The following is a 20,914-nucleotide window of genomic DNA, read 5'->3' on the forward strand; positions in this document are numbered from 1 at the left end:
ACCTTCAGCAAACGCACCGGCATCAATGCTCAACTGGCGTATCTGAAAGTCGGCAACAAAACCCGTCTGACTGCGGCCAACAAAGGCGGCGTTGAACAAAAAGCCGCTTCTGTGGGCCTGTATCACAAATTCTAAGCTGTCTCTAAAGACAAGGCCGTCTGAAAAATTTCAGACGGCCTTTTTGTTGATTAAAGCGGTTTATTTATCGTGGTTGGTCAGCGTTGTGCCGTGACGGCCGCCGCGTTCTTTCAAACGTTGTACCAAGCCTTCGACCGTTGTCGGCATGCCGTCGATACAGAATGCCTGATACAGGGCGGTGTGCAGGGCGTCGTTGCGACTGAACGCATTGCCGATCAGCTTCCAATCGCCTTTACGCGGCTCGATCCAGCGGTGGTTTACTGTGTCGCCGTAAGCAAATACTTTGTAAGAAGAACGCTTGTCGTTGCTGTAAGTAAAGGACGTACGGGCGCAATAGAGGCCTTCGACGGAGAGGTTGTCGTAGCCTTTGTCGGAGCGCACGTTCAAGACGTAGCGGATGCTGTTGTCAGGCGCAGGCATGATTTGTAGGCTGCTGAGCAGGATTTTGGGCTGCTTGCCGTAGGTTTCGTTGACATAGAGGTCGAACCAATCGCCCGATTGGGTATCGGGCAGGGGCGGCAACTCGGCTTTGTGTTCTTTAAACTCGCGTGCGGCAACTTCTTCAGGGCTTTCCTGATAACGCGTGTTGGTCAGCGTATCCTTTTGGCTGAAACCCAAAGCAAATGCTTGAGTCGCGGCAAGGCTGAGAGCGAGAAGGGCAAAACGGCGCATAGACAGCTCCAAAGTGAAAAACGGCTTTATTTTATGGGCTTGCAGGGTGGGGTGCAAGTAAGTGCGGTATAATTGACGTTAATTCTGATTAATATGACGAGTTTTCATCATGAATACACAAACTCTGGATGTCATCGGTTTGAAATGCCCTCTGCCGATTTTGCGTGCCAAAAAAGCTTTGGCGCAAATGCAGGAGGGCGAAGTGCTGACCGTATTGGCTACTGATGGCGGCGCGCCCGGCGATTTTGAAGCGTTTTGCCGTCAGACCGGACATGTCTTGTTGGAATCGAGCGAGGCTGACGGCGTGTTCAAGCTGGTGTTGAAGCACAAATAAAGGCCGTCTGAAATGTCTAAAGCCGTCGCGTTGTCTGCCGCCGTATTGGCCGTCTGCCTCAGTGCATGCGGCAAGGAAGGCGTTTCGCCGCAGAACGCTGCCGATTATGCCCAAAATGTAACCGACTTGTTCCGCCAAAGCTGCGTGGCCGCAGACGGCGATGCCGCCCTTGTCGGCGAGTTTGCCAATGCCAACAAACTGGTTTTATTGTCGAAAAAAGATATTGCCGATTTGCCTGCCGGAATGATGGATTTGGAGGCATTAAGCATTTGGAAGAAAACGGAAAACGGCGTAGATTATTATTTGAGCCTGACTGAAGACAGTTGCAGCGTGCGCACGGCTAAAGCCGACGACCATCTGATTTTCAAACAATTTTTAGCTTTGGCAGAAAATCCGCCGCAAGGTTTGAACGCTGAGTTGCGTGCCGATAATTTGGCGGAAGCCCCGTTGCCTATGCGTCAGATTTCCTACGCATGGCGCGCGTCCGGCAGTCCGAAAGAAACCTTGCTGACCGTCAAAACAACGTCGTCCGAGCATTTTCCGGTACAGGCTGTTTTTTATTTGACCCATCATTCTTACGACAATAAGGCCGCCGTTTTGCCTTAGGCCGGTTGACGATTGAAACATCAAATCGATAGAAACCGTTACCGCCGAATAAAGGCCGTCTGAAACATTATCAAACCAAACCACTCGAAAGTAAGCTATGCAAACCCTGACCATCATCCGCCCCGACGATATGCACTTACACCTGCGCGACGGTGACGCGCTCAAAGCCGTTGCCCCCTACACCGCCCGACAAATGGGTCGCGCGGTTATCATGCCCAACCTGAAGCCGCCCGTTGTCAGCATTGCCGATGCCCAAGCATACAAAGAGCGCATTATGGCCGCCCTGCCAGAAGGCAGTGCCTTTCAGCCGTTGATGACGCTTTATTTGACCGACAACGCTACTCCCGAACTCGTGCGTGAAGCCAAGGCTGCCGGTATCGTGGCTTTCAAACTCTATCCAGCAGGCGCGACCACCAATTCCGATTCCGGCGTGACCGACTTGTTTAAGCTAATTCCCGTGTTGGAAGAAATGGCGAAACAGGGTATTTTGTTCTTGGTTCACGGCGAAGTAACCGACCCCGAAATCGATATTTTCGACCGCGAGGCCGCCTTTATCGAGCGCGTGATGAAGCCGGTTCTGGCGCAAGTGCCCAACCTCAAGGTCGTGTTTGAACACATCACCACTGCCGAAGCAGCCCGACTGGTATTGGAAGCTGGCGATAATGTGGCCGCGTCCGTGACGCCGCAACACTTGCTGCTCAACCGCAACGACCTTTTGGTCGGCGGCGTGCGCCCTCATCATTTCTGCCTGCCGGTTCTCAAACGCGAAACCCACCGTCAGGCTTTGGTTGCCGCCGTTACCGGTGATAAGGCGCACAAATTCTTCCTCGGCACGGATTCTGCACCACATGCCAAAACTGCCAAAGAAAATGCTTGCGGTTGTGCCGGTATGTTCAGCGCGATGACTGCCATTGAGCTTTATGCTGAAGTGTTTGAGAAAGCAGGCGCGTTGGACAAACTGGAAGCCTTTGCTTCTAGAAACGGTTCGCACTTCTACGGTCTGCCTGAAAATACCGATACCATCACATTGGTCAAACAAACACAAACCGTACCTATCAGCGTACCTTACGGCGATGGCGAGCTTGTACCGATGAGGGCCGGCGGTGAGATTGAATGGACGGTGCAATATTAAATTTGCTGTCAATAAGGCATAAAAAGAAACAACCTGCTTGAAAGGGCAGGTTGTTTTTTTATTGTCGTTCAGACGGCCTGTCGTGGGGAGGGGAGACAGACAAGGCCGTCTGAAAACCAAATTATATTGCGTGTTTATTCGGTCAACATGGGTTTCAGTGCTTCCCAAGCCTGCGGCAGTTGGGTAAAGCCGTCCGAAGCCATCAAATGGCCGCCTTCGGGAATATGGGTAACAGGACTTTTGAGTTTGGCCGCCATGTCCAAAGTCAGTTCGGGCGGAACATGGGTGTCGTTGTCGGAAACCAGACAGTGTTTGGGCATGTCGATTTTGCGCAGGATGTCGAAATCGGGCGACGCTGCTTTAATGTAGGCATCAAGCGCAGGCAGGGGTGGCAGCGTATCGGCAAAACCGGCGGCAAGCAACAGACCGCCGATTTTTTGGGGCTGTTGGCGGCTGAGAAAGTGAAGGAGGGTAATGCAGCCGAGACTGTGGCCGACTAGGAAGGTATGGGCATCGGGCTTGCCGATGTGCTGGTCAAGGGTAAACTGCCACGCGGTCGTGCTTGGTTTGTCGGGATTGGGCATGGCAAGGGAGATTGCTTGTGCGCCGGTGCTTTTGATTTGGGCGCAAAGCCAGTCAAACCAGTTGCCGTGCGGATTGCCTTCAAAGCCATGTACGATATAAACGCGTCGATTCATGTTTTTCCTCCTTCAGACGGCCTGAGACTTTTGTCTAAATCTCTGCCTGTAAGCGTTTATTATACCATGTTTGTTTATGTTTTATTGTTTGTCGCTTGGTAAGGATTTTTAATTAAGCTTTTGTTGTTAAATGATATTTGCAAGAATAATAAAGCAAACAACACGGCAGGGGCAGATGGTTTTGCCGTGTTGTTCGGGTTTGAAATATATATGGGCCGTCTGAAAAACCGGTTTAGAAATAGCCTTGTTTTTTGCGTTCTTCCATTGCCGCTTCCGATACGCGGTCGTCCATGCGCGTGGCGCTGCGTTCGGAAATGGTTGCGGCGGCGGTTTCAGCAATGATGTCTTCGGGCGTGGCGGAGGTACTGGCAACAGGGCAGGTGCAGGAAATATCGCCGACGGTGCGGAAACGGACATCACGGATTTGGGCAATTTCGCCTTCGCGTTTTGGGGTCAACGGGGTAACGGGAACGAGCAGGCCGTTGCGTTCGACAACTTCGCGCTTGTGGGTGTAATAAATCGGCGGCAGGGCGAGTTTTTCGCGTGCGATGTATTGCCAGATGTCCAATTCCGTCCAGTTGGAAATCGGGAATACGCGCATGTTTTCGCCTTGGAACAGGCGTGTGTTGTAGAGCGACCATAATTCAGGACGTTGGTTTTTAGGATCCCATTGGCCGAACTCGTCGCGGAAAGAGAAGATGCGTTCTTTGGCGCGCGCTTTTTCTTCATCGCGGCGAGCGCCGCCCATTAGCGCATCAAAGCCTTGTTCTTCAATGGTTTCAACCAGCGTAACGGCTTGGGCGGCGTTGCGAGAATCGGTTTCGCGGCGCAAGACGACACTGCCTTTGCGGATGGATTCTTCTACGCTACCGATCACAAGTTGTACGCCAGTACGCGCGACTGTGTCGTCGCGGAATTGGATGACTTCGGGGTAATTGTGGCCGGTATCGACGTGCAGGAGTTTGAACGGCAGCTTCAGCGGACGGCCTTCGATTTGGAAGGCTTTGACGGCAAGCGCCAGCAATACGACTGAGTCTTTGCCGCCGGAAAACAGCAAGGCCGGATTTTGGGCGTTGGCAATGACTTCGCGGATGATGTAGATAGACTCGGCTTCGAGCCAGTCGAGGTGGTGGTTTTGGATGGACATTTTTTCTCTCTTTGCAACCTTGGCGATAGTCGATACTTTAGTGAGGCCGTCTGAAAAAGGGAAAGAATGGTTTGTTTGTTGCAAAGATGTTTTTGTTATATTGCAAGGCCGTGTTTTTCAGACGGCCTTTGCGCTTTAACTTATTTTTAAACCGATTTCTCTGACGAAGCCTCTGTCTTCGCGTACACTTTGGTCTTTTAGAAATGAGAATGGTTTATGTATCACGGCGAGAGATTTAATGCGTACAGCCATTTGGCCGGTTTCTTATTGGCAGTGGCGGCGTTGGTGCTGATGCTGGTGAAAGCGGTGGAATCGGCGGACGGCTATCGGATTGCCGGTGCACTGACTTACGGAATCTGCCTGCTGCTTCTGTATTTGGGTTCAACCTTATATCACAGTATTCCGCAGCCTAAGGCCAAGGCGATTTTGCAAAAGGTTGATCATTGTATGATTTATCTTTTGATTGCAGGCAGTTATACGCCGTTTACGCTGATTACCCTTCACGGCGGCTGGGGCTGGTCGCTTTTCGGCGTGTCTTGGGGATTGGCTTTGCTAGGCATTGTTCAGGAACTGACAATTGGGCGCAAAAGCGAGAAGCGGCTGCTGTCGATGGTGATTTATGTGTTGATGGGCTGGCTGATTGTGGTGGCGGTATGGCCGCTGATACAGTCGCTTTCGGCTGGTGGATTATTTTGGCTGGTGTTGGGCGGCGTATTGTATAGCGCGGGGATTTATTGGTTTATCAACGATACGAAAATCCGCCACGGCCACGGTATCTGGCACTTGTTTGTCTTAGCAGGCAGTTTGACGCAATTTATCAGTATTTATTTTTATGTGTTGTAGTTTCAGACGGCCTGAAATAAAAAACCTCTCAGTTTGACTGAGAGGTTTTTGTTTGTCGTTAATCTGGGTTTTTGTCGTGGAATTCGTGGAATTCGTAGTTGTAGGTCAACTCTTTGCCGGCTTTGGTTTGCGCCAGATAATCGTCATAAACCGCACGGATTTCCTTACGCAGCAGGAAGAGGGCGATTAAGTTCGGCAAAACCATAAAGCCGTTGAACATATCGGACATACTCCAAACCAAATCCACTTTGCCCAATGTACCCAATACGATGGCCACCAAAACCAGTGCGCGGTAGATGCCCAAGTGTTTGCCGCGGAACAGGAAGCGGATATTGGATTCGCCGAAGTAGTACCAGCCGATGATGGTGGTGAAGGCGAAGAAGGTCAGGCAGACGGCGAGCAATTGTGAACCAAAACCCGGGAAGGCTTTGTTAAACGCCAGTTGGGTAACTGCTGCGCCGGTTTCGCCGGACAGGTTGGCATCGGTCAGCAGGATAATCAGCGCGGTTGCCGTGCAGACCATCAGCGTATCGATAAAAATACCGATAAACGCGGCCATACCTTGTTGCACAGGGTGTTTGACGTTGGCGGTCGCGTGAGCGTGCGGGGTCGAACCCATACCGGCCTCATTGGAAAACAGGCCGCGTGCCACGCCGAAGCGGACTGCCTCGCGCATACCGATACCGGCCGCACCGCCCAATACCGCTTCGGGATTGAAGGCGGCAACAAAGATACTGTGGAACATCGGGATAATGTGGTCGGAGAATTTGAACAAAATAATCACGGCACACAAGATGTAAATTACCGCCATAAACGGCACGACAAATTGCGCGATACCGGCAATGCGGTTGATACCGCCGATGATGATCAGGCCGGCGAATACCGCCAAAGCAATGCCGACAGCCATCGGAGGAATATCGAAAGCCAAATTCATGGCCGAGGCGATGGAATTGGATTGGGTTGCGTTGCCGATGAAACCCAGCGCGATAATCAAGGCGATGGAGAAAAAGCCGGACAGGAAACGCGCCGCGCCACGGCCGATTTTCGGGGTCAGGCCGTGCGTGATGTAAAACGCAGGGCCGCCGATGTATTTGCCGTGGCTGACCACGCGGTATTTTTGCGCCAAAACGGCTTCTGCAAAAATGGTAGACATGCCCAGAATGGCAGACAACCACATCCAAAAAATGGCCCCCGGGCCGCCGGCAGTAATCGCAGTGGCGACACCGGCAACGTTACCGGTACCGATTTGCGCAGAAATCGCTACGGCAAGCGCTTGAAATTGAGACAGGGATTTGCTTTCGTGGTCTTTGTCTTTTTTGCTGAACAAGCCGCCGAAAACGGCTTTAAAACCCGCCCCCAATTTGGTAATTTGCGGCGCGCCCAAGTACAGGGTAAAAAACAGGCCAATACCGATTAAGGCATAAATCAGCAGGTAGTCCCAAAGAACCAGATTGACTGCACCCACCAGAGCAGACAATATTTCTTCCATAATAAAACCTTTAATAAAAACAATAAAAATAAAATGATACGGGTAACTACTCCCACTCATTTTTCGCGTTTGGCAATATCGGCGAGCAGGCCGTTTTGCCATTCGATACCGGTTAAGTTGTTAACAATTTTGACCGATTTTGTCATCATACCGTAAACCTTCGTGAATTAAAACGAAAAACTGACAAAGGTTTGCCGCAAATGTGCTTCTTTATTTAAAAAAGTTTCTTTGTTTTCAGACGGCCTGTTTTTGCAAATATTCGGGCCGTCTGAATATTTTGGCTAAAGGCAACTTATGATAAAATGCACGCCTTACAAATGAAGCAAATTCCGCCTCAGCGCGTGAAAAAACGAAAGGAATCAACATGGCAGGCCATAGTAAGTGGGCAAATATCCAACACAAAAAAGCCCGACAAGATGCCAAACGCGGCAAAATCTTCACCCGTCTGATTAAAGAAATTACCGTTGCTGCCCGCATGGGCGGCGGCGATCCCGGCGCGAACCCGCGCCTGCGCCTGGCTTTGGAAAAAGCCGCCGAAAACAATATGCCTAAAGACAACGTGCAACGTGCCATTGATAAAGGTACGGGCAATCTGGAAGGCGTGGAATACATCGAGTTGCGTTACGAAGGCTACGGCATCGGCGGCGCGGCTTTGATGGTGGACTGTCTGACCGACAACAAAACCCGTACCGTTGCCGATGTGCGCCATGCGTTCACTAAAAACGGCGGTAACTTGGGTACCGACGGCTGCGTAGCGTTCAACTTCGTGCATCAAGGCTATTTGGTGTTTGAACCGGGCGTTGACGAAGATGCGCTGATGGAAGCGGCTTTGGAAGCAGGTGCGGAAGACGTCATCACCAACGACGACGGTTCCATCGAAGTGATTACTGCGCCAAACGACTGGGCAGGCGTGAAAGCGGCTTTGGAAGCGGCAGGTTACAAATCTGTTGACGGCGACGTTACCATGCGCGCCCAAAACGAAACCGAGTTGAGCGGCGAAGATGCGGTTAAGATGCAAAAACTGATTGACGCATTGGAAGATTTGGACGACGTACAAGACGTTTACACTTCTGCCGTGTTGAATCTGGACTAAACAGTTTAAAGAACAAAAGGCCGTCTGAAATTTTAGACGGCCTTTTTATATTGAAACCAATCAGATTTTTCTGGTTTTCAACCAAGCCCAAAGCAGCAGCAATACGACGAAGCTGAAATATAAAATACTCCACACCGGCAGGGCGACGCCGAATAGATAGTCCGGCTCGGCGCAGTTGCCAAAGCCGCGGACGATGGGTTCAAACCAATCGAACAAAGGCCAGTCGCGCAGGCGGAAGGTCCAAGGTGCGCCGCAGGAAGGGGCGGTGCCGGGCGGCAGGCTTTGCAACCAAATTTGATAGGCGGCGACACCGGCGCCGTAAACGGCCGGAGCGGCAATCAACAATGCCGAGAGCGAACGGGCAAATTTGGAAGACTGCGAGCTGAACGCCGTAATAATGGCCAACAGCCCGACACCCAATACGCACAAGCGTTGCAGGATGCACAATACGCACGGGTTCATGCCCAAAACGTATTGGGAAATAAAGGAGCCGCAGGCGGCAAATATGGAGAGGACGACTAAAAATAAAACAGTCTTGCGGAAAAAGTTCATAAGATAAAACCTTTCAGACGGCCTGGACGCAAAACAGCCGATAAATAATGTTTACTTTAACACAAAACGCATATGCTTTTTTTAGTTTGACGGTTTTTTGCGTATGTTTGTTGATGTTACGTAACCATAAATATAGAAACAAAAATGTGTCGTACAGAAAAGGCCGTCTGAAATATTCAGACGGCCTTTAGGGGAGAGACGTTTTATTTTTTCCCGTGAGATTTTTTGACATCTGTTTCAGTAATCGTACCGCCGCCATTATTAAAGGCGTTCATGATGTAAGTGGCAACGGCGGCGACATCGGCATCATTGATGGCAGTAGAAGGCATGAAGCCGTTGTAAGGTTTGCCGTTCACTTTAATCGGGCCGTTGATGCCTTTGGTCATGCTTTGCAACAGAACTTGCGGTTTTTTGTTGATATAGTCGGACTGGAACAGTGGCGGGAACATGGCACCCCGGCCTTCGCCTTTTTTGCCGTGGCAAGCGGCGCAGTTGGTTTCGTAAATCTTTTGTCCTTTGCTCATCAACGTGGCATCAGCGGCAAAAGCGGTTGGGATGCTGAGTGCGGTCAGAAGGAGCAGGATAGGGCGGAGTGCAGTCATGATGTGTTCCTTTTTGAGTAGTGTTGTTTTTGATGGCTACACGCTTGGTTTGCGTTTTGATAGCTTGATGATAACGCTAAAGGCCGTCTGAAAGTAGATTTTTCAGACGGCCTTTGGTTTAGGTCAAATCCAGCCTTGCAGATTGGCCCGACTTAATTGTGCAAGTGCGGCAATCCAGTCAGCGGAATCGTTGAGGCAGGGGATGTAACGGTATTCTTTGCCGCCTGCGGCGTGGAATTGTTCGCGTCCCATAATGGCGATTTCTTCCATGGTTTCAAGGCAATCGGCCAGGAAGCCGGGGCAGAATACGTCGAGTTTGGTTGTGCCTTGTTTCGGCAGCTGATCAAACAGGGCTTGCGTGCTGGGCTTGATCCATTGGGATTTGCCAAACTGGCTTTGGAAAGAAACGATATATTCTTGTTCGGACAAGCCCAATGCCTGCGTGAGTAGTTTGGCAGTATGGTGGCACTCGTCAGGATAGGGGTCGCCGTCGTCATGATGCTTTTGCGGAATGCCGTGGAAACTCAACATCAGTTTTTCGCCGCGTCCGTTTTGGGCCCAATAGGCTTCGATGTGCTGCTTCATGGCTTGAATATAGGCGGCATCGTCGTAATAACGGGAGACGGTGCGGATGCTCATTTGGTTACGTTGCAGCAATAATTCTTGAAACACTTTATCCAAGGCCGCGCCGGTAGAAGAGCCGGCATATTGCGGATAAAGCGGGATGACCAGCAATTTGCCCACGCCTTGGGCTTTGAGTTCCGCCAAAACATCGGCAACGCTTGGATTTCCGTAAGTCATAGCGTGACGGACGATGACATCGGGCAAATGTTTGGCCAGGGCTTCTGCTTGGCGGTGTGTGTAAACCTCAAGCGGCGAACCTTCTTTAAACCAAACTTTTTCATAGGCATGCGCGCTTTTTTTCGGGCGAAAGGTCAATACCAAGCCGCGCAATATCGGTTGCCATAAGAGCTTGGGCAGTTCGACAACGCGTTGATCGGACAGAAATTCTTTCAAGTAAGGCTTGACTGCGGCAGCCGTCGGCGCGTCAGGTGTGCCGAGGTTGAGCAGCAGGACGGCGGTACGGTTTTGTGCGGTATAGGCTAGGGCCGGTTCGGTATGGAAACGGGACATGGTTGTGCTTTATTAATGATGAATATTGAGGCCGTCTGAAAAGTAGTTTGAATTAAAACCTGCTTTCAGACGGCCTTTAAAAGGATTAATCCACACCGCGGGCGCGGTTTTCATGGAATTGCGCCTGCCAATCGGCAAATTTGCCTTGTTCGATAGCTTCGCGCATTTCGGCCATGATGACTTGGTAGAAGTGCAGGTTGTGGATGGTGTTGAGCTGTGCGCCCAAGATTTCGCCGACACGGTGCAGGTGGTGCAGGTAGGACCGGCTGAAATTCTGACAGGCGTAGCAGGTGCAGCTTTCATCAATCGGACGCTTGTCGAGTTTGTGTTTGGCGTTTTTGATTTTCAAATCGCCAAAACGGGTAAACAGCCAGCCGTTACGCGCATTGCGGGTAGGCATAACGCAGTCGAACATATCCACGCCGTGTGCCACGCCATACACCAAGTCTTCAGGCGTGCCGACACCCATCAAGTAATGTGGCTTGTGTTCCGGCAGGATAGGGCCGACAGCGCGCAACATGCGGTACATTTCGGGCTTGGGTTCGCCAACGGACAAGCCGCCGATGGCCAAGCCGGGGAAGTCGAGCTCTTCCAAACCTTTCAGCGATTCTTCGCGCAAATCTTCATACATCGCGCCTTGGACAATGCCAAACAACGCATTCGGATTTTTCAGGTCTTCAAAAGCCTTTTTGCTTCGCTCCGCCCAGCGCAGGCTCATTTGCAGCGATTTTTGCGCTTGGCTGTGCGTTGCTTCGCCCGGGGTGCATTCGTCCAACTGCATCACGATGTCGGAATTCAACACAGTTTGGATTTTCATCGACACTTCTGGTGAGAGGAACAGTTTGTCGCCGTTGATCGGGCTTTGGAATGTACAGCCTTCTTCGGTCAGCTTGCGCATGTCGGACAACGAAAACACTTGGAAGCCGCCCGAGTCGGTCAAAATCGGCTTGTCCCAACCGATAAATTCGTGCAGGCCGCCGAATTGTTCGATGACTTCCAAGCCTGGGCGCAGCCACAGATGGTAAGTGTTGCCTAAGATGATTTGCGCTTTGATGTCATGCAGGTTTTGCGGGTTCATCGCTTTGACCGAACCGTAAGTGCCGACCGGCATAAATACAGGCGTTTCGATTTTGCCGTGGTTCAATTCCAAAGTACCGCGTCGGGCATGACCGTCTTTTTTGTGTAAGGTAAATTTGAGCATAGTAATAATAGATTGGACGTTCGCGTGTGTGCGAAATGAAAGGGCAGATTATAAAGGATTTTTCGTTGGTTGACGGCTGGATTTTATCTTTGTCAAAACAATGCTTCAGACGGCCTGAATAATAGAAGAAATAAAAAATGAGGCATAAATCAAACAAAAATATCCAGGCCGTCTGAAAAGTATTTACAGATGCTTGCAAAAGGGAACACGCTTCGTTACAATAAGCGCCTTAGATGAAGGCACATAGCTCAGTTGGTTAGAGCACCACCTTGACATGGTGGGGGTCGTTGGTTCGAGTCCAATTGTGCCTACCAAATTTCCATAACGGCTTTATGCCGTTATTTTTTAATGTTTTGGAGCTTTCTGATGTTGAACATTACCTTGCCGGACGGTTCAGTCCGCCAATATGAATCACCCGTTACCGTGGCGCAAATTGCAGCGTCTATCGGTGCAGGTTTGGCAAAGGCAACGGTAGCAGGTAAGGTTAACGGTAAATTGGTGGATGCTTGCGATCCGATTACCGAAGATGCCCACGTTCAAATCATTACGCCTAAAGACAAAGAAGGCGTGGAAATTATCCGCCACTCCTGCGCGCACTTGGTCGGTCATGCGGTCAAGCAGCTCTACCCTGATGCCAAAATGGTTATCGGCCCGGTGATTGAAGACGGGTTTTATTACGATATCGCAACTGAAAAACCATTTACGCCTGATGATGTAGCCGCCATCGAAGCGCGCATGAAAGAGTTGATTGCACAAGACTACGACGTCGTTAAAGTGATGACGCCCCGTGCAGAAACCATCAAAATTTTCCAAGATCGCGGCGAAGAGTACAAATTGCGTCTGATTGAAGACATGCCTGAAGTGGAAGCAATGGGTATGTATCATCATCAAGAATACGTCGATATGTGCCGCGGTCCTCACGTTCCCAATACCCGTTTCTTGAAAAACTTCAAGCTGACCAAACTGGCAGGCGCATACTGGCGCGGCGACAGTAATAATGAAATGCTGCAACGTATTTACGGTACAGCCTGGGCAAGTAAAGACGAATTAAAAGCCTATATCCAACGCATCGAGGAAGCGGAAAAACGCGACCACCGTAAGCTGGGTAAACAATTGGACTTGTTCCACCTGCAAGATGAAGCGCCGGGTATGGTGTTCTGGCATCCTAAAGGCTGGGCTTTGTGGCAAGTGATTGAGCAGCATATGCGCAAAGAGCTGAATGCTGCCGGTTATAAAGAGGTGAAAACGCCTCAGATTATGGATAAAACCTTCTGGGAAAAATCCGGCCACTGGGAAAACTATAAAGACAATATGTTCGTGACCAGTTCCGAAAAACGTGAATACGCGGTTAAACCGATGAACTGTCCGGGTCATGTGCAAATTTTCAATAACGGCTTGCGCTCATATCGCGATTTGCCAATGCGTTTGGCCGAGTTCGGTTCTTGCCACCGCAATGAACCAAGCGGTGCATTGCATGGTCTGATGCGTGTTCGCGGTTTTGTGCAAGATGATGCGCATATCTTCTGTACTGAAGATCAAATCGTTGATGAAGCACGCGCATTCAATGAATTGCTGGTTCGCATTTACAAACAATTCGGCTTCCATGATGTTGCTGTGAAGCTGTCCCTTCGCCCTGAGCAACGTGCAGGTTCTGACGAAGTTTGGGATAAAGCCGAACAAGGTCTGCGTGATGCATTGACCGCTTGCGGTGTAGAGTGGGAAGAATTGCCTGGTGAAGGCGCATTCTATGGTCCTAAGATTGAATATCATGTCAAAGATGCCTTGGGTCGCTCTTGGCAGTGCGGTACCCTGCAGTTGGACTTCGTATTGCCGGAGCGTTTGAATGCCGAATATGTAACTGAAAACAACGACCGTGCGCGTCCTGTAATGTTGCACCGTGCTATTTTGGGTTCGTTGGAGCGCTTTATCGGTATTTTGATTGAAAACCATGCAGGCTCATTCCCATTGTGGCTTGCACCGGTTCAAATGGTGATTATGAATATCACTGAAAACCAAGCAGATTATTGTCGCGAAGTGGCTGCCAAGTTGCAGGCAGCAGGCTTCCGTGTCGAATTGGATTTGCGTAACGAAAAAATCGGTTACAAAATCCGTGACAACAGCCAATACCGTTTCCCTTACCAAATCGTTGTCGGCGATAAAGAGAAACAAGAAAACAAAGTTGCGGTACGCCGCAAAGCAGAAGACTTGGGTTCTTTGAATGTAGATGATTTCATTGCACAATTGCAGCAAGAAATCACTGATGCCCTCGTCAATCATTAATTTTTATAGGAGTATTCATCATCGCTCAAGAACGCGAAGCACGAATCAATGGTGAAATTACCGCCAAAGAAGTGCGATTAATCAGTGAGTCAGGCGATCAGCTTGGTGTCGTTTCAGTTCGTGAAGCTCTGGCTATGGCCGAAGAGCAAGATGTCGATTTGGTAGAAATTTCCCCGACTGCCAAACCGCCCGTATGCAAACTGATGGATTACGGTAAATACAAATACCAACAAGCCAAGAAGCGCGACGAAGCCAAGAAAAACCAAAAGCAGGTACAAATTAAGGAAATTAAATTCCGTCCGGGTACAGATGAAGGCGACTATCAAATCAAGATGCGCAACATCAACCGCTTCCTTGCCGATGGTGACAAAGTCAAAGTAACATTGCGTTTCCGCGGTCGTGAAATGGCCCACCAACAATTGGGTGCCCAACTGCTTGAGCGCGTAAAAGAAGATTTGGCAGAAGTAGCGCAAATCGAGTCCTTCCCTAAAATGGAAGGTCGTCAAATGGTGATGATGATTGCGCCTAAGAAAAAATAAAGCTATAATCCGAGGCTTATTTCGATTGCCGCTCGAAATAAGGTTTAATTAGCGGCAAAAACCGTGGTATTTTGGGTTTCAAGTGTTTGAAATTTATTTCAAAACCCCCTTATACCTTATCTAATAACGAATGGAGTTTTCCAATGCCTAAAATGAAAACCAAGTCTAGCGCGAAAAAACGCTTTAAAGTACTGGGTAACGGTGGTGTAAAACGCGGTCATGCGTTCAAAAGTCACATCCTGACCAAAAAAACCACTAAAACTAAACGTCAATTGCGCGGCACCGCTATGGTGGATTCACGCGATTTGGCTTCTGTTGCTAAAATGTTGCCCTACGCTTAAGGAGTTTAGAATATGCCACGCGTAAAACGCGGTGTTACCGCTCGTGCTCGTCACCAAAAAGTCTTCGCGTTAGCCAAAGGCTATCGCGGTCGTCGTAAAAACGTTTACCGTGTTGCCAAACAAGCGGTAATGAAAGCCGGTCAATACGCATACCGTGACCGTCGCCAACGCAAACGTCAATTCCGTCAACTGTGGATCGTTCGTATCAACGCAGGTGCTCGTGAAAATGGTCTGTCTTACAGCAAATTCATGAACGGCCTGAAACGCGCTGCTATCGAAATCGACCGCAAAGTATTGGCTGATTTGGCTGTATTCGACAAAGCTGCATTTGCACAATTGGTTGAAAAAGCTAAAGCTGCTTTGGCTGCTTAATTCGATAAGATTATTTAAAAAGGAAGCTTATGCTTCCTTTTTTCTTTTTCAAAAGAAACTCTATGTAGTTGATTTTCTTTCTTTAAACTCTATTTTTTTATACTGATTTGCGATAAAATAGGCCCCTCTTATCAAACGGATTGGCCGCACTAATACAAAAGGCCGTCTGAACAGGTTTGCAATCAAACCCAACAGACGGCTTTGTTGTTTCAGACGGCCTGCCATCAACAAACAGACGATAAACCACCATGGAAAATGTAAACCGTATCGTTGCAGAAGGTATTGCCGCTATTGAAGCCGCGCAAGACTTCAATGCCTTAGAACAAATTAAAGCACGCTATCTTGGTAAAACCGGCGAATTGACCGGACTTTTGAAAACTTTGGGTCAAATGTCTCCTGAAGAGCGTAAAACCATAGGCGCGCACATCAACGAATGCAAAAATCAGTTTCAGACAGCCTTTAATGCCAAACGCGATGCCCTGAATGAAGCCAAGTTGCAAGCCCAATTGGCTGCAGAAGCCTTGGATATTACTTTGCCGGGCCGTGCACAAGAGTATGGCGGTTTGCATCCTGTTACTTTAACTTTGCAACGAGTGGTCGAGCTGTTTCACGGTATGGGTTTTGAAGTGGCGGATGGCCCTGAAATCGAAGACGATTTCCATAATTTCCAAGCCTTGAATATTCCTGCAAATCACCCAGCGCGTGCGATGCAAGATACTTTCTACGTTGAAAACGGCGACGTTTTGCGTACGCACACTTCCCCGATTCAAATCCGCTATATGCTCGACAAAAAAGAGCCACCCATCCGCATTATCGCCCCCGGCCGCGTTTACCGCGTGGATAGCGACGCTACGCACTCGCCCATGTTCCACCAAGCTGAAGGCCTGTGGGTAGAAGAAGGCGTAACTTTCGCCGATTTGAAAGCCGTGTTTACCGATTTTATCCGCCGCTTTTTCGAACGCGATGATTTGCAGGTACGTTTCCGTCCGTCTTTCTTCCCGTTTACTGAGCCTTCTGCCGAAATCGACATTATGGGTGAAAACGGTAAATGGTTGGAAGTCGGCGGCTGCGGTATGGTACATCCTAACGTGTTGAAAAATGTGAATATCGACCCTGAAAAATATACCGGTTTCGCTTTCGGTATCGGTCTCGACCGCTTTGCCATGTTGCGCTACAACGTGAACGATCTGCGACTGTTTTTTGATAACGATTTGAACTTTTTGAAACAGTTTGCGAAATAGCAGAATTTCAGGTCGTCTGAAAAAGGAACAATATGAATCTTTGGACACAAAAAAGTATTGAGTTGGCAGCTCAAAGTAATTACCTGGATCAACTCTACCGTGTGTATCCCATGTCAATTAATTTGCGCCGAGAATTACCTTTACAAACGCAAAACGAAATTCGCATACATCTGGATAATCAGGACGGTAAAAAGTTGCTGCACGTTTTGCTCAAACAGGAAATATTTCCGATTAAAGACAGCTATGTCGCCTACCTAAAACGGGACAAAACTGCGATTGACCGCAATCCTGCTACTGTAAGCCGTTTGGCGGGAATATTGATTGAAATGGGTTTTGATGAGATTTTGGACAAAACTACTGTTCCTAAAGAAACTAACCGCCAAATCGGCCCATTGTTTAAAACTTGGATTGCCAGCGGTGCGTTGGGTGTGCCGGTTACTGATAATGTAGATGAATTTCTGAATTATCAAGGAAATATTGTGTTTAATGCCGGCGATAGGGCAATGGAAGTATTTGCCAAAACACATTTGGGCTATCAACATAATAAAGGATTGGATTTTATCGCTAAATTCAATCAGACGTTTATCATCGGCGAAGCCAAGTTTTTAACCGATTTCGGCGGACATCAGAATGCTCAATTTAATGACGCATTGGCAACTATGCGCGCGTCGCTTGCGCCTTGTTCTCGTCGGGTTAAAACCATCGCAATTTTAGACGGTGTTTTATATATTGAAAGCAGAGGTAAAATGTTTACTGAGCTTTCCTCGTTTACTAATGACGAAGTGGTCGTATCGGCGGTTTTGTTGAGAGATTATTTGTTTTCGGTATGACCATGCAGCTTATTTATCCCAACAAGCAGTCTGAAAATCAGATTATCGAACAAGCTGAAAGAATTCCGCCGCTTGACTTAAATAAACCGCTTCCGCTTTTGTTTTTCGGCGATAATTTCCATGCACTCTCTGCCTTGCTTAAGAGTGGCTATCGCGAACGGATTGATTTGATTTACATTGATCCGCCATATAACACAAAACAAAATTTCACTGTATCAGATGGACGAAGCAGTACCATAAGTCGTACTACTTACGGTATTACTGCATATTCTGATAGTCGCAGCATGGAAGAGTATTTGGAATTCATGCGTGAACGCCTGATTTTAATGCGTGAATTATTGTCGCCTCGTGGATCAATTTATGTACACATTGATAGTAAAGTTGGGCATTATCTGAAAATTATTATGGATGAAGTATTTGGTGCGGAAAATTTTAAAAATGATATAGCCCGAATCAAATCGAACCCCAAAAATTTTGTACGGCGAGCATTCGGCAATGAAAAAGATATGATTTTGTTTTATGCTAAAAACGCTAAAAAAAATATTTTCAACAACATTACCATTCCACTAACCAATGAAGACAAAATAGAAATGTTTCAAAAGGTTGATGAGAATGGGCGACGTTATAATACGGTCCCTGTCCATGCACCAGGTGAAACGCAAAATGGGGAAACAGGTGGAATGTGGCGTGGAATTTTGCCTCCGAAGGGTAGGCATTGGCGCAGTACCCCATCTGAATTGGATAAGCTGGATGAACAGGGATTATTAGAGTGGTCAAAAAATGGTGTTCCGCGTATAAAAAAATTTGCCGATGAGCATAAGGGAAAAAAGATACAGGATATTTGGCAGTATAAAGATCCTGTTTACCCTATTTATCCAACTGAAAAAAATGCTCAAATGCTGGAAATGATTATTGCTCAATCATCTCTCCCTGACTCTATTGTTTTAGACTGTTTTGCAGGCAGTGGCTCAACCTTGTGGGCAGCACAAAATTTAGGGAGAGAATGGATTGGCATCGATGCATCGGAAGTTGCCGTTCACGTCATACAACAAAGATTTGGCCTGTTCCCTGTACAAACGATAACGATTGAAAAATTTCAAGCTAGCTGAAATTCTAAAACGTAGCCTACCACCCAAGAAAAGGTTGTTTGAAAACAAAATCTGATAAAACAAAAGTTAATTAGTTGATTGAGAACATAACATGCAATTTCCTTATTCATGGCTGAGAACCCAAGCCAATCCTGATCTTTCTGCCGATAAACTGGAACATCTTTTGACCATGGCCGGTTTGGAAGTGGAAGAAATCGATACTGCTGCCCCTGCTTTCAGTGGCGTGGTTGTTGCCGAAGTAAAATCTGTTGAAAAGCATCCTGATGCAGACCGTTTGAACGTTACCCAAGTCGATGCCGGTACGGGTGAGTTGGTTCAGATTGTTTGTGGTGCGCCGAATGTTAAGCCGGGCATTAAAGTGCCGTGTTCCTTGCCGGGTGCTGTTTTGCCGGGCAATTTCAAAATTAAGCCGACTAAAATGCGTGGTGTGCCATCAAACGGTATGCTGTGTTCGACCAATGAACTGGGTTTGTCTGATGATGGTGTAGATGGTTTGCACATTCTGCCTGAAGATGCGCCTGTCGGTACCAACATCCGTGAATACTTGGATTTGGACGATACGTTGTTTACGTTGAAAATTACGCCTAACCGCGCTGATTGCTTGAGCGTTAAGGGTATTGCGCGTGAGGTTTCTGCGTTGACTCAATGTGCGTTTACGCCTGTTGAAATTCAGACGGCCTCTATCAGCAGCGAGAAAAAACAGGCTGTCCGTATTGATGCACCGGCCGACTGTGGCCGTTTTATCAGCCGCGTTATTGAAAATGTCAATGCGAAAGCGGCTACTCCTGATTGGATGAAACAACGTTTGGAACGCAGCAGTATCCGCAGCATTTCCGCATTGGTGGACATCGGCAACTATGTCATGCTGGAAATCGGTCAGCCAATGCATGTTTTCGATGCCGACAAGCTGTCGGGCAGTTTGATTGTCCGCCGCGCTCAAAATGGCGAGACGTTGGCGTGTCTGAACGAGAAGATCGTTACTTTGGCTGACAATACACTGGTGGTTGCTGATGAAAAAGGTGTGTTGAGCTTGGCCGGTCTGATGGGCGGCGAGGCAAGTGCGGTTTCTGATGAGACGCAAAATATTGTATTGGAAGCGGCTTGGTTTGCCCCGGAGATTATTGCCGGTAAATCCCGTCAATACGGTTTTGGTTCGGATTCTTCTTTCCGCTTTGAACGCGGTGTGGATTACCGCTTGCAAGCTGATGCCATTGAGCGTGCTACCGAATTGGTGTTGCAGATTTGCGGTGGCGCAGCCGGTGAAATGGTTGAGGCACAAGGCAAATTGCCTGAGGCAAAACAGGTCGAATTGCGTTTGGGCCGTCTGAAAACGGTATTGGGCGTTGAGATCCCTGCCGAGCAAGTTGAAATTATCTTGCAACACTTGGGTTTGCAGCCTGAGAAAACCGCAGAAGGCTTCCGTGTTACTTCTCCTAGCTTCCGTTTCGACATCGAAATCGAAGCCGATTTGATTGAAGAAATCGGCCGCGTTTACGGTTATGAAAATATTCCTGACGACTATACTTCAGGCCGTCTGAAAATGTTGGCTCTGCCTGAAACCAAACGCCCGCGTTTTGCAGTTTATAACGAAATGGCAGCTCGCGGTTACCGCGAAGTGGTCAGCTATGCGTTTGTGGATGAGCAATGGGAGCAAGACTTTGCTGCCAATACCCATCCTATCCGCCTGCAAAATCCGTTGGCGGCGCAGTATGCCGTCATGCGTTCTACGCTTATCGGCGGTTTGGTGGAAGTTTTGCAAAACAATTTGAACCGTAAGCAAAACCGTGTACGCGTATTTGAAATTGCCCGCGTGTTCCGCAAAGATTCGGCTGATCAATTTGTTCAAAATGAACGTATCGGCGGTTTGTGGTATGGCTCCGTGTTGCCTGAGCAATGGGGCGAGAAAACACGCAACGTAGATTTCTACGATATGAAAGCCGATGTTGAGAGCCTCTTGAAAAACAAAGAAGTATCCTTTGTGAAGACCGAACATCCGGCATTGCACCCAGGACGTGCCGCCAATATCGTTTCAGACGGCAAAGTAGTTGGTTTTATTGGCGAGTTGCATCCGAAATGGTTGCAAAAATATGATTTGCCACAAGCGCCGCTGGTGTTTGAAATCGATATGGATGCGGTATTGGGCCGTGAGAAAACCCGTTATCAGACCGTATCCAAATTCCAACCTGCACGCCGAGATTTGGCATTTGTAATGCCTGAAGCTGTAACGCATGATGATTTGTTAAATGCCCTGAAAGCGGCGGCGAACAAGCTGGTTCAAGAAATCAGTGTATTTGACGTTTACCGCGGTACGGGCGTGCCTGAAGGCATGAAGAGCGTTGCCGTCAAAATTATTTTGCAGGATATGGAAAACACGCTGACAGATGAAGTCATCGAGCCTTTGGTTGCGAAAATGATTAAAGCCGCGGCCGAAAAAGATGCGCAACTTCGTGCTTAAAACAAGATAAAAGTTGTCGCCAAAAATTGCCAATCATATTTGATTTTTTGGTGAGGACTTGATTTTTAAAAGAATTTTGGTAATAATTGCACCAGTTTGAATGAAG

Annotated in this window: 21 protein-coding genes and 1 tRNA gene; 14 read left to right on the top strand and 8 right to left on the bottom strand. The window is 48.4% G+C overall.

Annotation, left to right across the window (positions count from 1 at the left end):
• Positions 1–198: 198 nt before the first annotated feature.
• Entirely contained in the window at positions 199–810 is a 612-nt protein-coding gene (locus ACTHS3_RS02770; protein ID WP_063067910.1) for a CNP1-like family protein, read from the bottom strand.
• A gap of 109 nt (positions 811–919) precedes the next feature.
• On the opposite strand from ACTHS3_RS02770, the gene ACTHS3_RS02775 reads away from it, so the two are divergent.
• From ACTHS3_RS02775 to pyrC, 3 genes are all read left to right on the top strand, one after another.
• On the top strand, positions 920–1,144 hold the full coding sequence (locus ACTHS3_RS02775; protein WP_003681929.1) for a sulfurtransferase TusA family protein: 225 nt from the start codon (positions 920–922) through the stop codon (positions 1,142–1,144).
• A 12-nt stretch (positions 1,145–1,156) separates the two neighbouring features.
• Positions 1,157–1,750, top strand: a complete 594-nt coding sequence (locus ACTHS3_RS02780) for an NMCC_0638 family (lipo)protein (RefSeq protein WP_440367106.1) — start codon at positions 1,157–1,159, stop codon at positions 1,748–1,750.
• 97 nt (positions 1,751–1,847) lie between these two features.
• A complete protein-coding gene (gene pyrC, locus ACTHS3_RS02785; RefSeq protein ID WP_070504408.1) occupies positions 1,848–2,882 on the top strand; it encodes a dihydroorotase in 1,035 nt (344 codons plus the stop codon).
• Between the two features lie 134 nt (positions 2,883–3,016).
• On the opposite strand, the gene ACTHS3_RS02790 is transcribed toward pyrC, so the two are convergent.
• Both ACTHS3_RS02790 and cysD read right to left on the bottom strand, forming a co-directional pair.
• Positions 3,017–3,580 (bottom strand): RBBP9/YdeN family alpha/beta hydrolase, encoded by a 564-nt coding sequence (locus ACTHS3_RS02790; protein ID WP_049322739.1) that lies wholly within the window; start codon positions 3,578–3,580, stop codon positions 3,017–3,019.
• Positions 3,581–3,812: 232 nt separating this feature from the next.
• Positions 3,813–4,754 carry a sulfate adenylyltransferase subunit CysD gene (gene cysD, locus ACTHS3_RS02795; protein WP_079453679.1) on the bottom strand — a complete coding sequence of 314 codons (942 nt, stop codon included), beginning with the start codon at positions 4,752–4,754 and terminating at the stop codon, positions 3,813–3,815.
• Positions 4,755–4,943: 189 nt separating this feature from the next.
• Here cysD and trhA point away from each other — a divergent pair, with 189 nt between their 5' ends.
• On the top strand, positions 4,944–5,570 hold the full coding sequence (gene trhA / locus ACTHS3_RS02800) for a PAQR family membrane homeostasis protein TrhA (protein WP_049335514.1): 627 nt from the start codon (positions 4,944–4,946) through the stop codon (positions 5,568–5,570).
• A 58-nt stretch (positions 5,571–5,628) separates the two neighbouring features.
• On the opposite strand, the gene ACTHS3_RS02805 is transcribed toward trhA, so the two are convergent.
• Entirely contained in the window at positions 5,629–7,059 is a 1,431-nt protein-coding gene (locus ACTHS3_RS02805; protein WP_049335517.1) for an alanine/glycine:cation symporter family protein, read from the bottom strand.
• Between the two features lie 364 nt (positions 7,060–7,423).
• On the opposite strand from ACTHS3_RS02805, the gene ACTHS3_RS02810 reads away from it, so the two are divergent.
• On the top strand, positions 7,424–8,152 hold the full coding sequence (locus tag ACTHS3_RS02810) for a YebC/PmpR family DNA-binding transcriptional regulator (RefSeq protein ID WP_003745951.1): 729 nt from the start codon (positions 7,424–7,426) through the stop codon (positions 8,150–8,152).
• 60 nt (positions 8,153–8,212) lie between these two features.
• Here the strand turns inward: ACTHS3_RS02810 and ACTHS3_RS02815 are convergent, their stop codons facing one another.
• The 4 genes from ACTHS3_RS02815 to tgt all read right to left on the bottom strand — a co-directional run bounded on the left by ACTHS3_RS02815 (position 8,213) and on the right by tgt (position 11,641).
• The gene (locus ACTHS3_RS02815; RefSeq protein WP_204788131.1) at positions 8,213–8,704 is read right to left on the bottom strand and encodes a disulfide bond formation protein B; all 492 of its coding nucleotides are present in this window, start codon (positions 8,702–8,704) and stop codon (positions 8,213–8,215) included.
• 203 nt (positions 8,705–8,907) lie between these two features.
• Positions 8,908–9,306 (bottom strand): c-type cytochrome, encoded by a 399-nt coding sequence (locus tag ACTHS3_RS02820; protein WP_371492489.1) that lies wholly within the window; start codon positions 9,304–9,306, stop codon positions 8,908–8,910.
• A 123-nt stretch (positions 9,307–9,429) separates the two neighbouring features.
• Positions 9,430–10,440, bottom strand: a complete 1,011-nt coding sequence (hemH, locus tag ACTHS3_RS02825; protein WP_371492488.1) for a ferrochelatase — start codon at positions 10,438–10,440, stop codon at positions 9,430–9,432.
• An 85-nt stretch (positions 10,441–10,525) separates the two neighbouring features.
• On the bottom strand, positions 10,526–11,641 hold the full coding sequence (gene tgt, locus ACTHS3_RS02830) for a tRNA guanosine(34) transglycosylase Tgt (RefSeq protein ID WP_003745960.1): 1,116 nt from the start codon (positions 11,639–11,641) through the stop codon (positions 10,526–10,528).
• 237 nt (positions 11,642–11,878) lie between these two features.
• On the opposite strand from tgt, the gene ACTHS3_RS02835 reads away from it, so the two are divergent.
• The 9 genes from ACTHS3_RS02835 to pheT all read left to right on the top strand — a co-directional run bounded on the left by ACTHS3_RS02835 (position 11,879) and on the right by pheT (position 20,808).
• Positions 11,879–11,955 (top strand) — tRNA-Val (locus tag ACTHS3_RS02835).
• 52 nt (positions 11,956–12,007) lie between these two features.
• Positions 12,008–13,921 (top strand): threonine--tRNA ligase, encoded by a 1,914-nt coding sequence (thrS, locus tag ACTHS3_RS02840; RefSeq protein ID WP_003745962.1) that lies wholly within the window; start codon positions 12,008–12,010, stop codon positions 13,919–13,921.
• 17 nt (positions 13,922–13,938) lie between these two features.
• Positions 13,939–14,460 (top strand): translation initiation factor IF-3, encoded by a 522-nt coding sequence (infC, locus tag ACTHS3_RS02845; protein ID WP_079453755.1) that lies wholly within the window; start codon positions 13,939–13,941, stop codon positions 14,458–14,460.
• Between the two features lie 143 nt (positions 14,461–14,603).
• Positions 14,604–14,801 (top strand): 50S ribosomal protein L35, encoded by a 198-nt coding sequence (gene rpmI, locus ACTHS3_RS02850; protein WP_003675505.1) that lies wholly within the window; start codon positions 14,604–14,606, stop codon positions 14,799–14,801.
• A 12-nt stretch (positions 14,802–14,813) separates the two neighbouring features.
• Positions 14,814–15,173 (top strand): 50S ribosomal protein L20, encoded by a 360-nt coding sequence (gene rplT, locus ACTHS3_RS02855; RefSeq protein WP_003675502.1) that lies wholly within the window; start codon positions 14,814–14,816, stop codon positions 15,171–15,173.
• A 248-nt stretch (positions 15,174–15,421) separates the two neighbouring features.
• Complete coding sequence (gene pheS / locus ACTHS3_RS02860) at positions 15,422–16,414, top strand: phenylalanine--tRNA ligase subunit alpha (RefSeq protein ID WP_314060031.1); 993 nt, start codon at positions 15,422–15,424, stop codon at positions 16,412–16,414.
• A 32-nt stretch (positions 16,415–16,446) separates the two neighbouring features.
• Positions 16,447–17,244: a restriction endonuclease gene (locus ACTHS3_RS02865; RefSeq protein WP_314060029.1), complete on the top strand. Its 798-nt coding sequence runs from the start codon at positions 16,447–16,449 to the stop codon at positions 17,242–17,244.
• Between the two features lie 2 nt (positions 17,245–17,246).
• Positions 17,247–18,353, top strand: coding sequence for a site-specific DNA-methyltransferase (locus ACTHS3_RS02870; RefSeq protein ID WP_440367110.1), 1,107 nt, complete (start codon positions 17,247–17,249; stop codon positions 18,351–18,353).
• Positions 18,354–18,444: 91 nt separating this feature from the next.
• The gene (pheT, locus tag ACTHS3_RS02875) at positions 18,445–20,808 is read left to right on the top strand and encodes a phenylalanine--tRNA ligase subunit beta (RefSeq protein WP_440367112.1); all 2,364 of its coding nucleotides are present in this window, start codon (positions 18,445–18,447) and stop codon (positions 20,806–20,808) included.
• Positions 20,809–20,914: the final 106 nt, after the last annotated feature.

It is taken from the genome of Neisseria sp. P0009.S007, assembly GCF_051962515.1.

Coding starts and splice junctions, on each gene's coding strand:
- ACTHS3_RS02770 (WP_063067910.1), bottom strand. CDS start 810: ATGCGCCGTTTTGCCCTTCTCGCTCTCAGCCTTGCCGCGACTCAAGCA.
- ACTHS3_RS02775 (WP_003681929.1), top strand. CDS start 920: ATGAATACACAAACTCTGGATGTCATCGGTTTGAAATGCCCTCTGCCG.
- ACTHS3_RS02780 (WP_440367106.1), top strand. CDS start 1,157: ATGTCTAAAGCCGTCGCGTTGTCTGCCGCCGTATTGGCCGTCTGCCTC.
- pyrC (WP_070504408.1), top strand. CDS start 1,848: ATGCAAACCCTGACCATCATCCGCCCCGACGATATGCACTTACACCTG.
- ACTHS3_RS02790 (WP_049322739.1), bottom strand. CDS start 3,580: ATGAATCGACGCGTTTATATCGTACATGGCTTTGAAGGCAATCCGCAC.
- trhA (WP_049335514.1), top strand. CDS start 4,944: ATGTATCACGGCGAGAGATTTAATGCGTACAGCCATTTGGCCGGTTTC.
- ACTHS3_RS02805 (WP_049335517.1), bottom strand. CDS start 7,059: ATGGAAGAAATATTGTCTGCTCTGGTGGGTGCAGTCAATCTGGTTCTT.
- ACTHS3_RS02810 (WP_003745951.1), top strand. CDS start 7,424: ATGGCAGGCCATAGTAAGTGGGCAAATATCCAACACAAAAAAGCCCGA.
- ACTHS3_RS02815 (WP_204788131.1), bottom strand. CDS start 8,704: ATGAACTTTTTCCGCAAGACTGTTTTATTTTTAGTCGTCCTCTCCATA.
- ACTHS3_RS02820 (WP_371492489.1), bottom strand. CDS start 9,306: ATGACTGCACTCCGCCCTATCCTGCTCCTTCTGACCGCACTCAGCATC.
- hemH (WP_371492488.1), bottom strand. CDS start 10,440: ATGTCCCGTTTCCATACCGAACCGGCCCTAGCCTATACCGCACAAAAC.
- tgt (WP_003745960.1), bottom strand. CDS start 11,641: ATGCTCAAATTTACCTTACACAAAAAAGACGGTCATGCCCGACGCGGT.
- thrS (WP_003745962.1), top strand. CDS start 12,008: ATGTTGAACATTACCTTGCCGGACGGTTCAGTCCGCCAATATGAATCA.
- rpmI (WP_003675505.1), top strand. CDS start 14,604: ATGCCTAAAATGAAAACCAAGTCTAGCGCGAAAAAACGCTTTAAAGTA.
- rplT (WP_003675502.1), top strand. CDS start 14,814: ATGCCACGCGTAAAACGCGGTGTTACCGCTCGTGCTCGTCACCAAAAA.
- pheS (WP_314060031.1), top strand. CDS start 15,422: ATGGAAAATGTAAACCGTATCGTTGCAGAAGGTATTGCCGCTATTGAA.
- ACTHS3_RS02865 (WP_314060029.1), top strand. CDS start 16,447: ATGAATCTTTGGACACAAAAAAGTATTGAGTTGGCAGCTCAAAGTAAT.
- ACTHS3_RS02870 (WP_440367110.1), top strand. CDS start 17,247: ATGCAGCTTATTTATCCCAACAAGCAGTCTGAAAATCAGATTATCGAA.
- pheT (WP_440367112.1), top strand. CDS start 18,445: ATGCAATTTCCTTATTCATGGCTGAGAACCCAAGCCAATCCTGATCTT.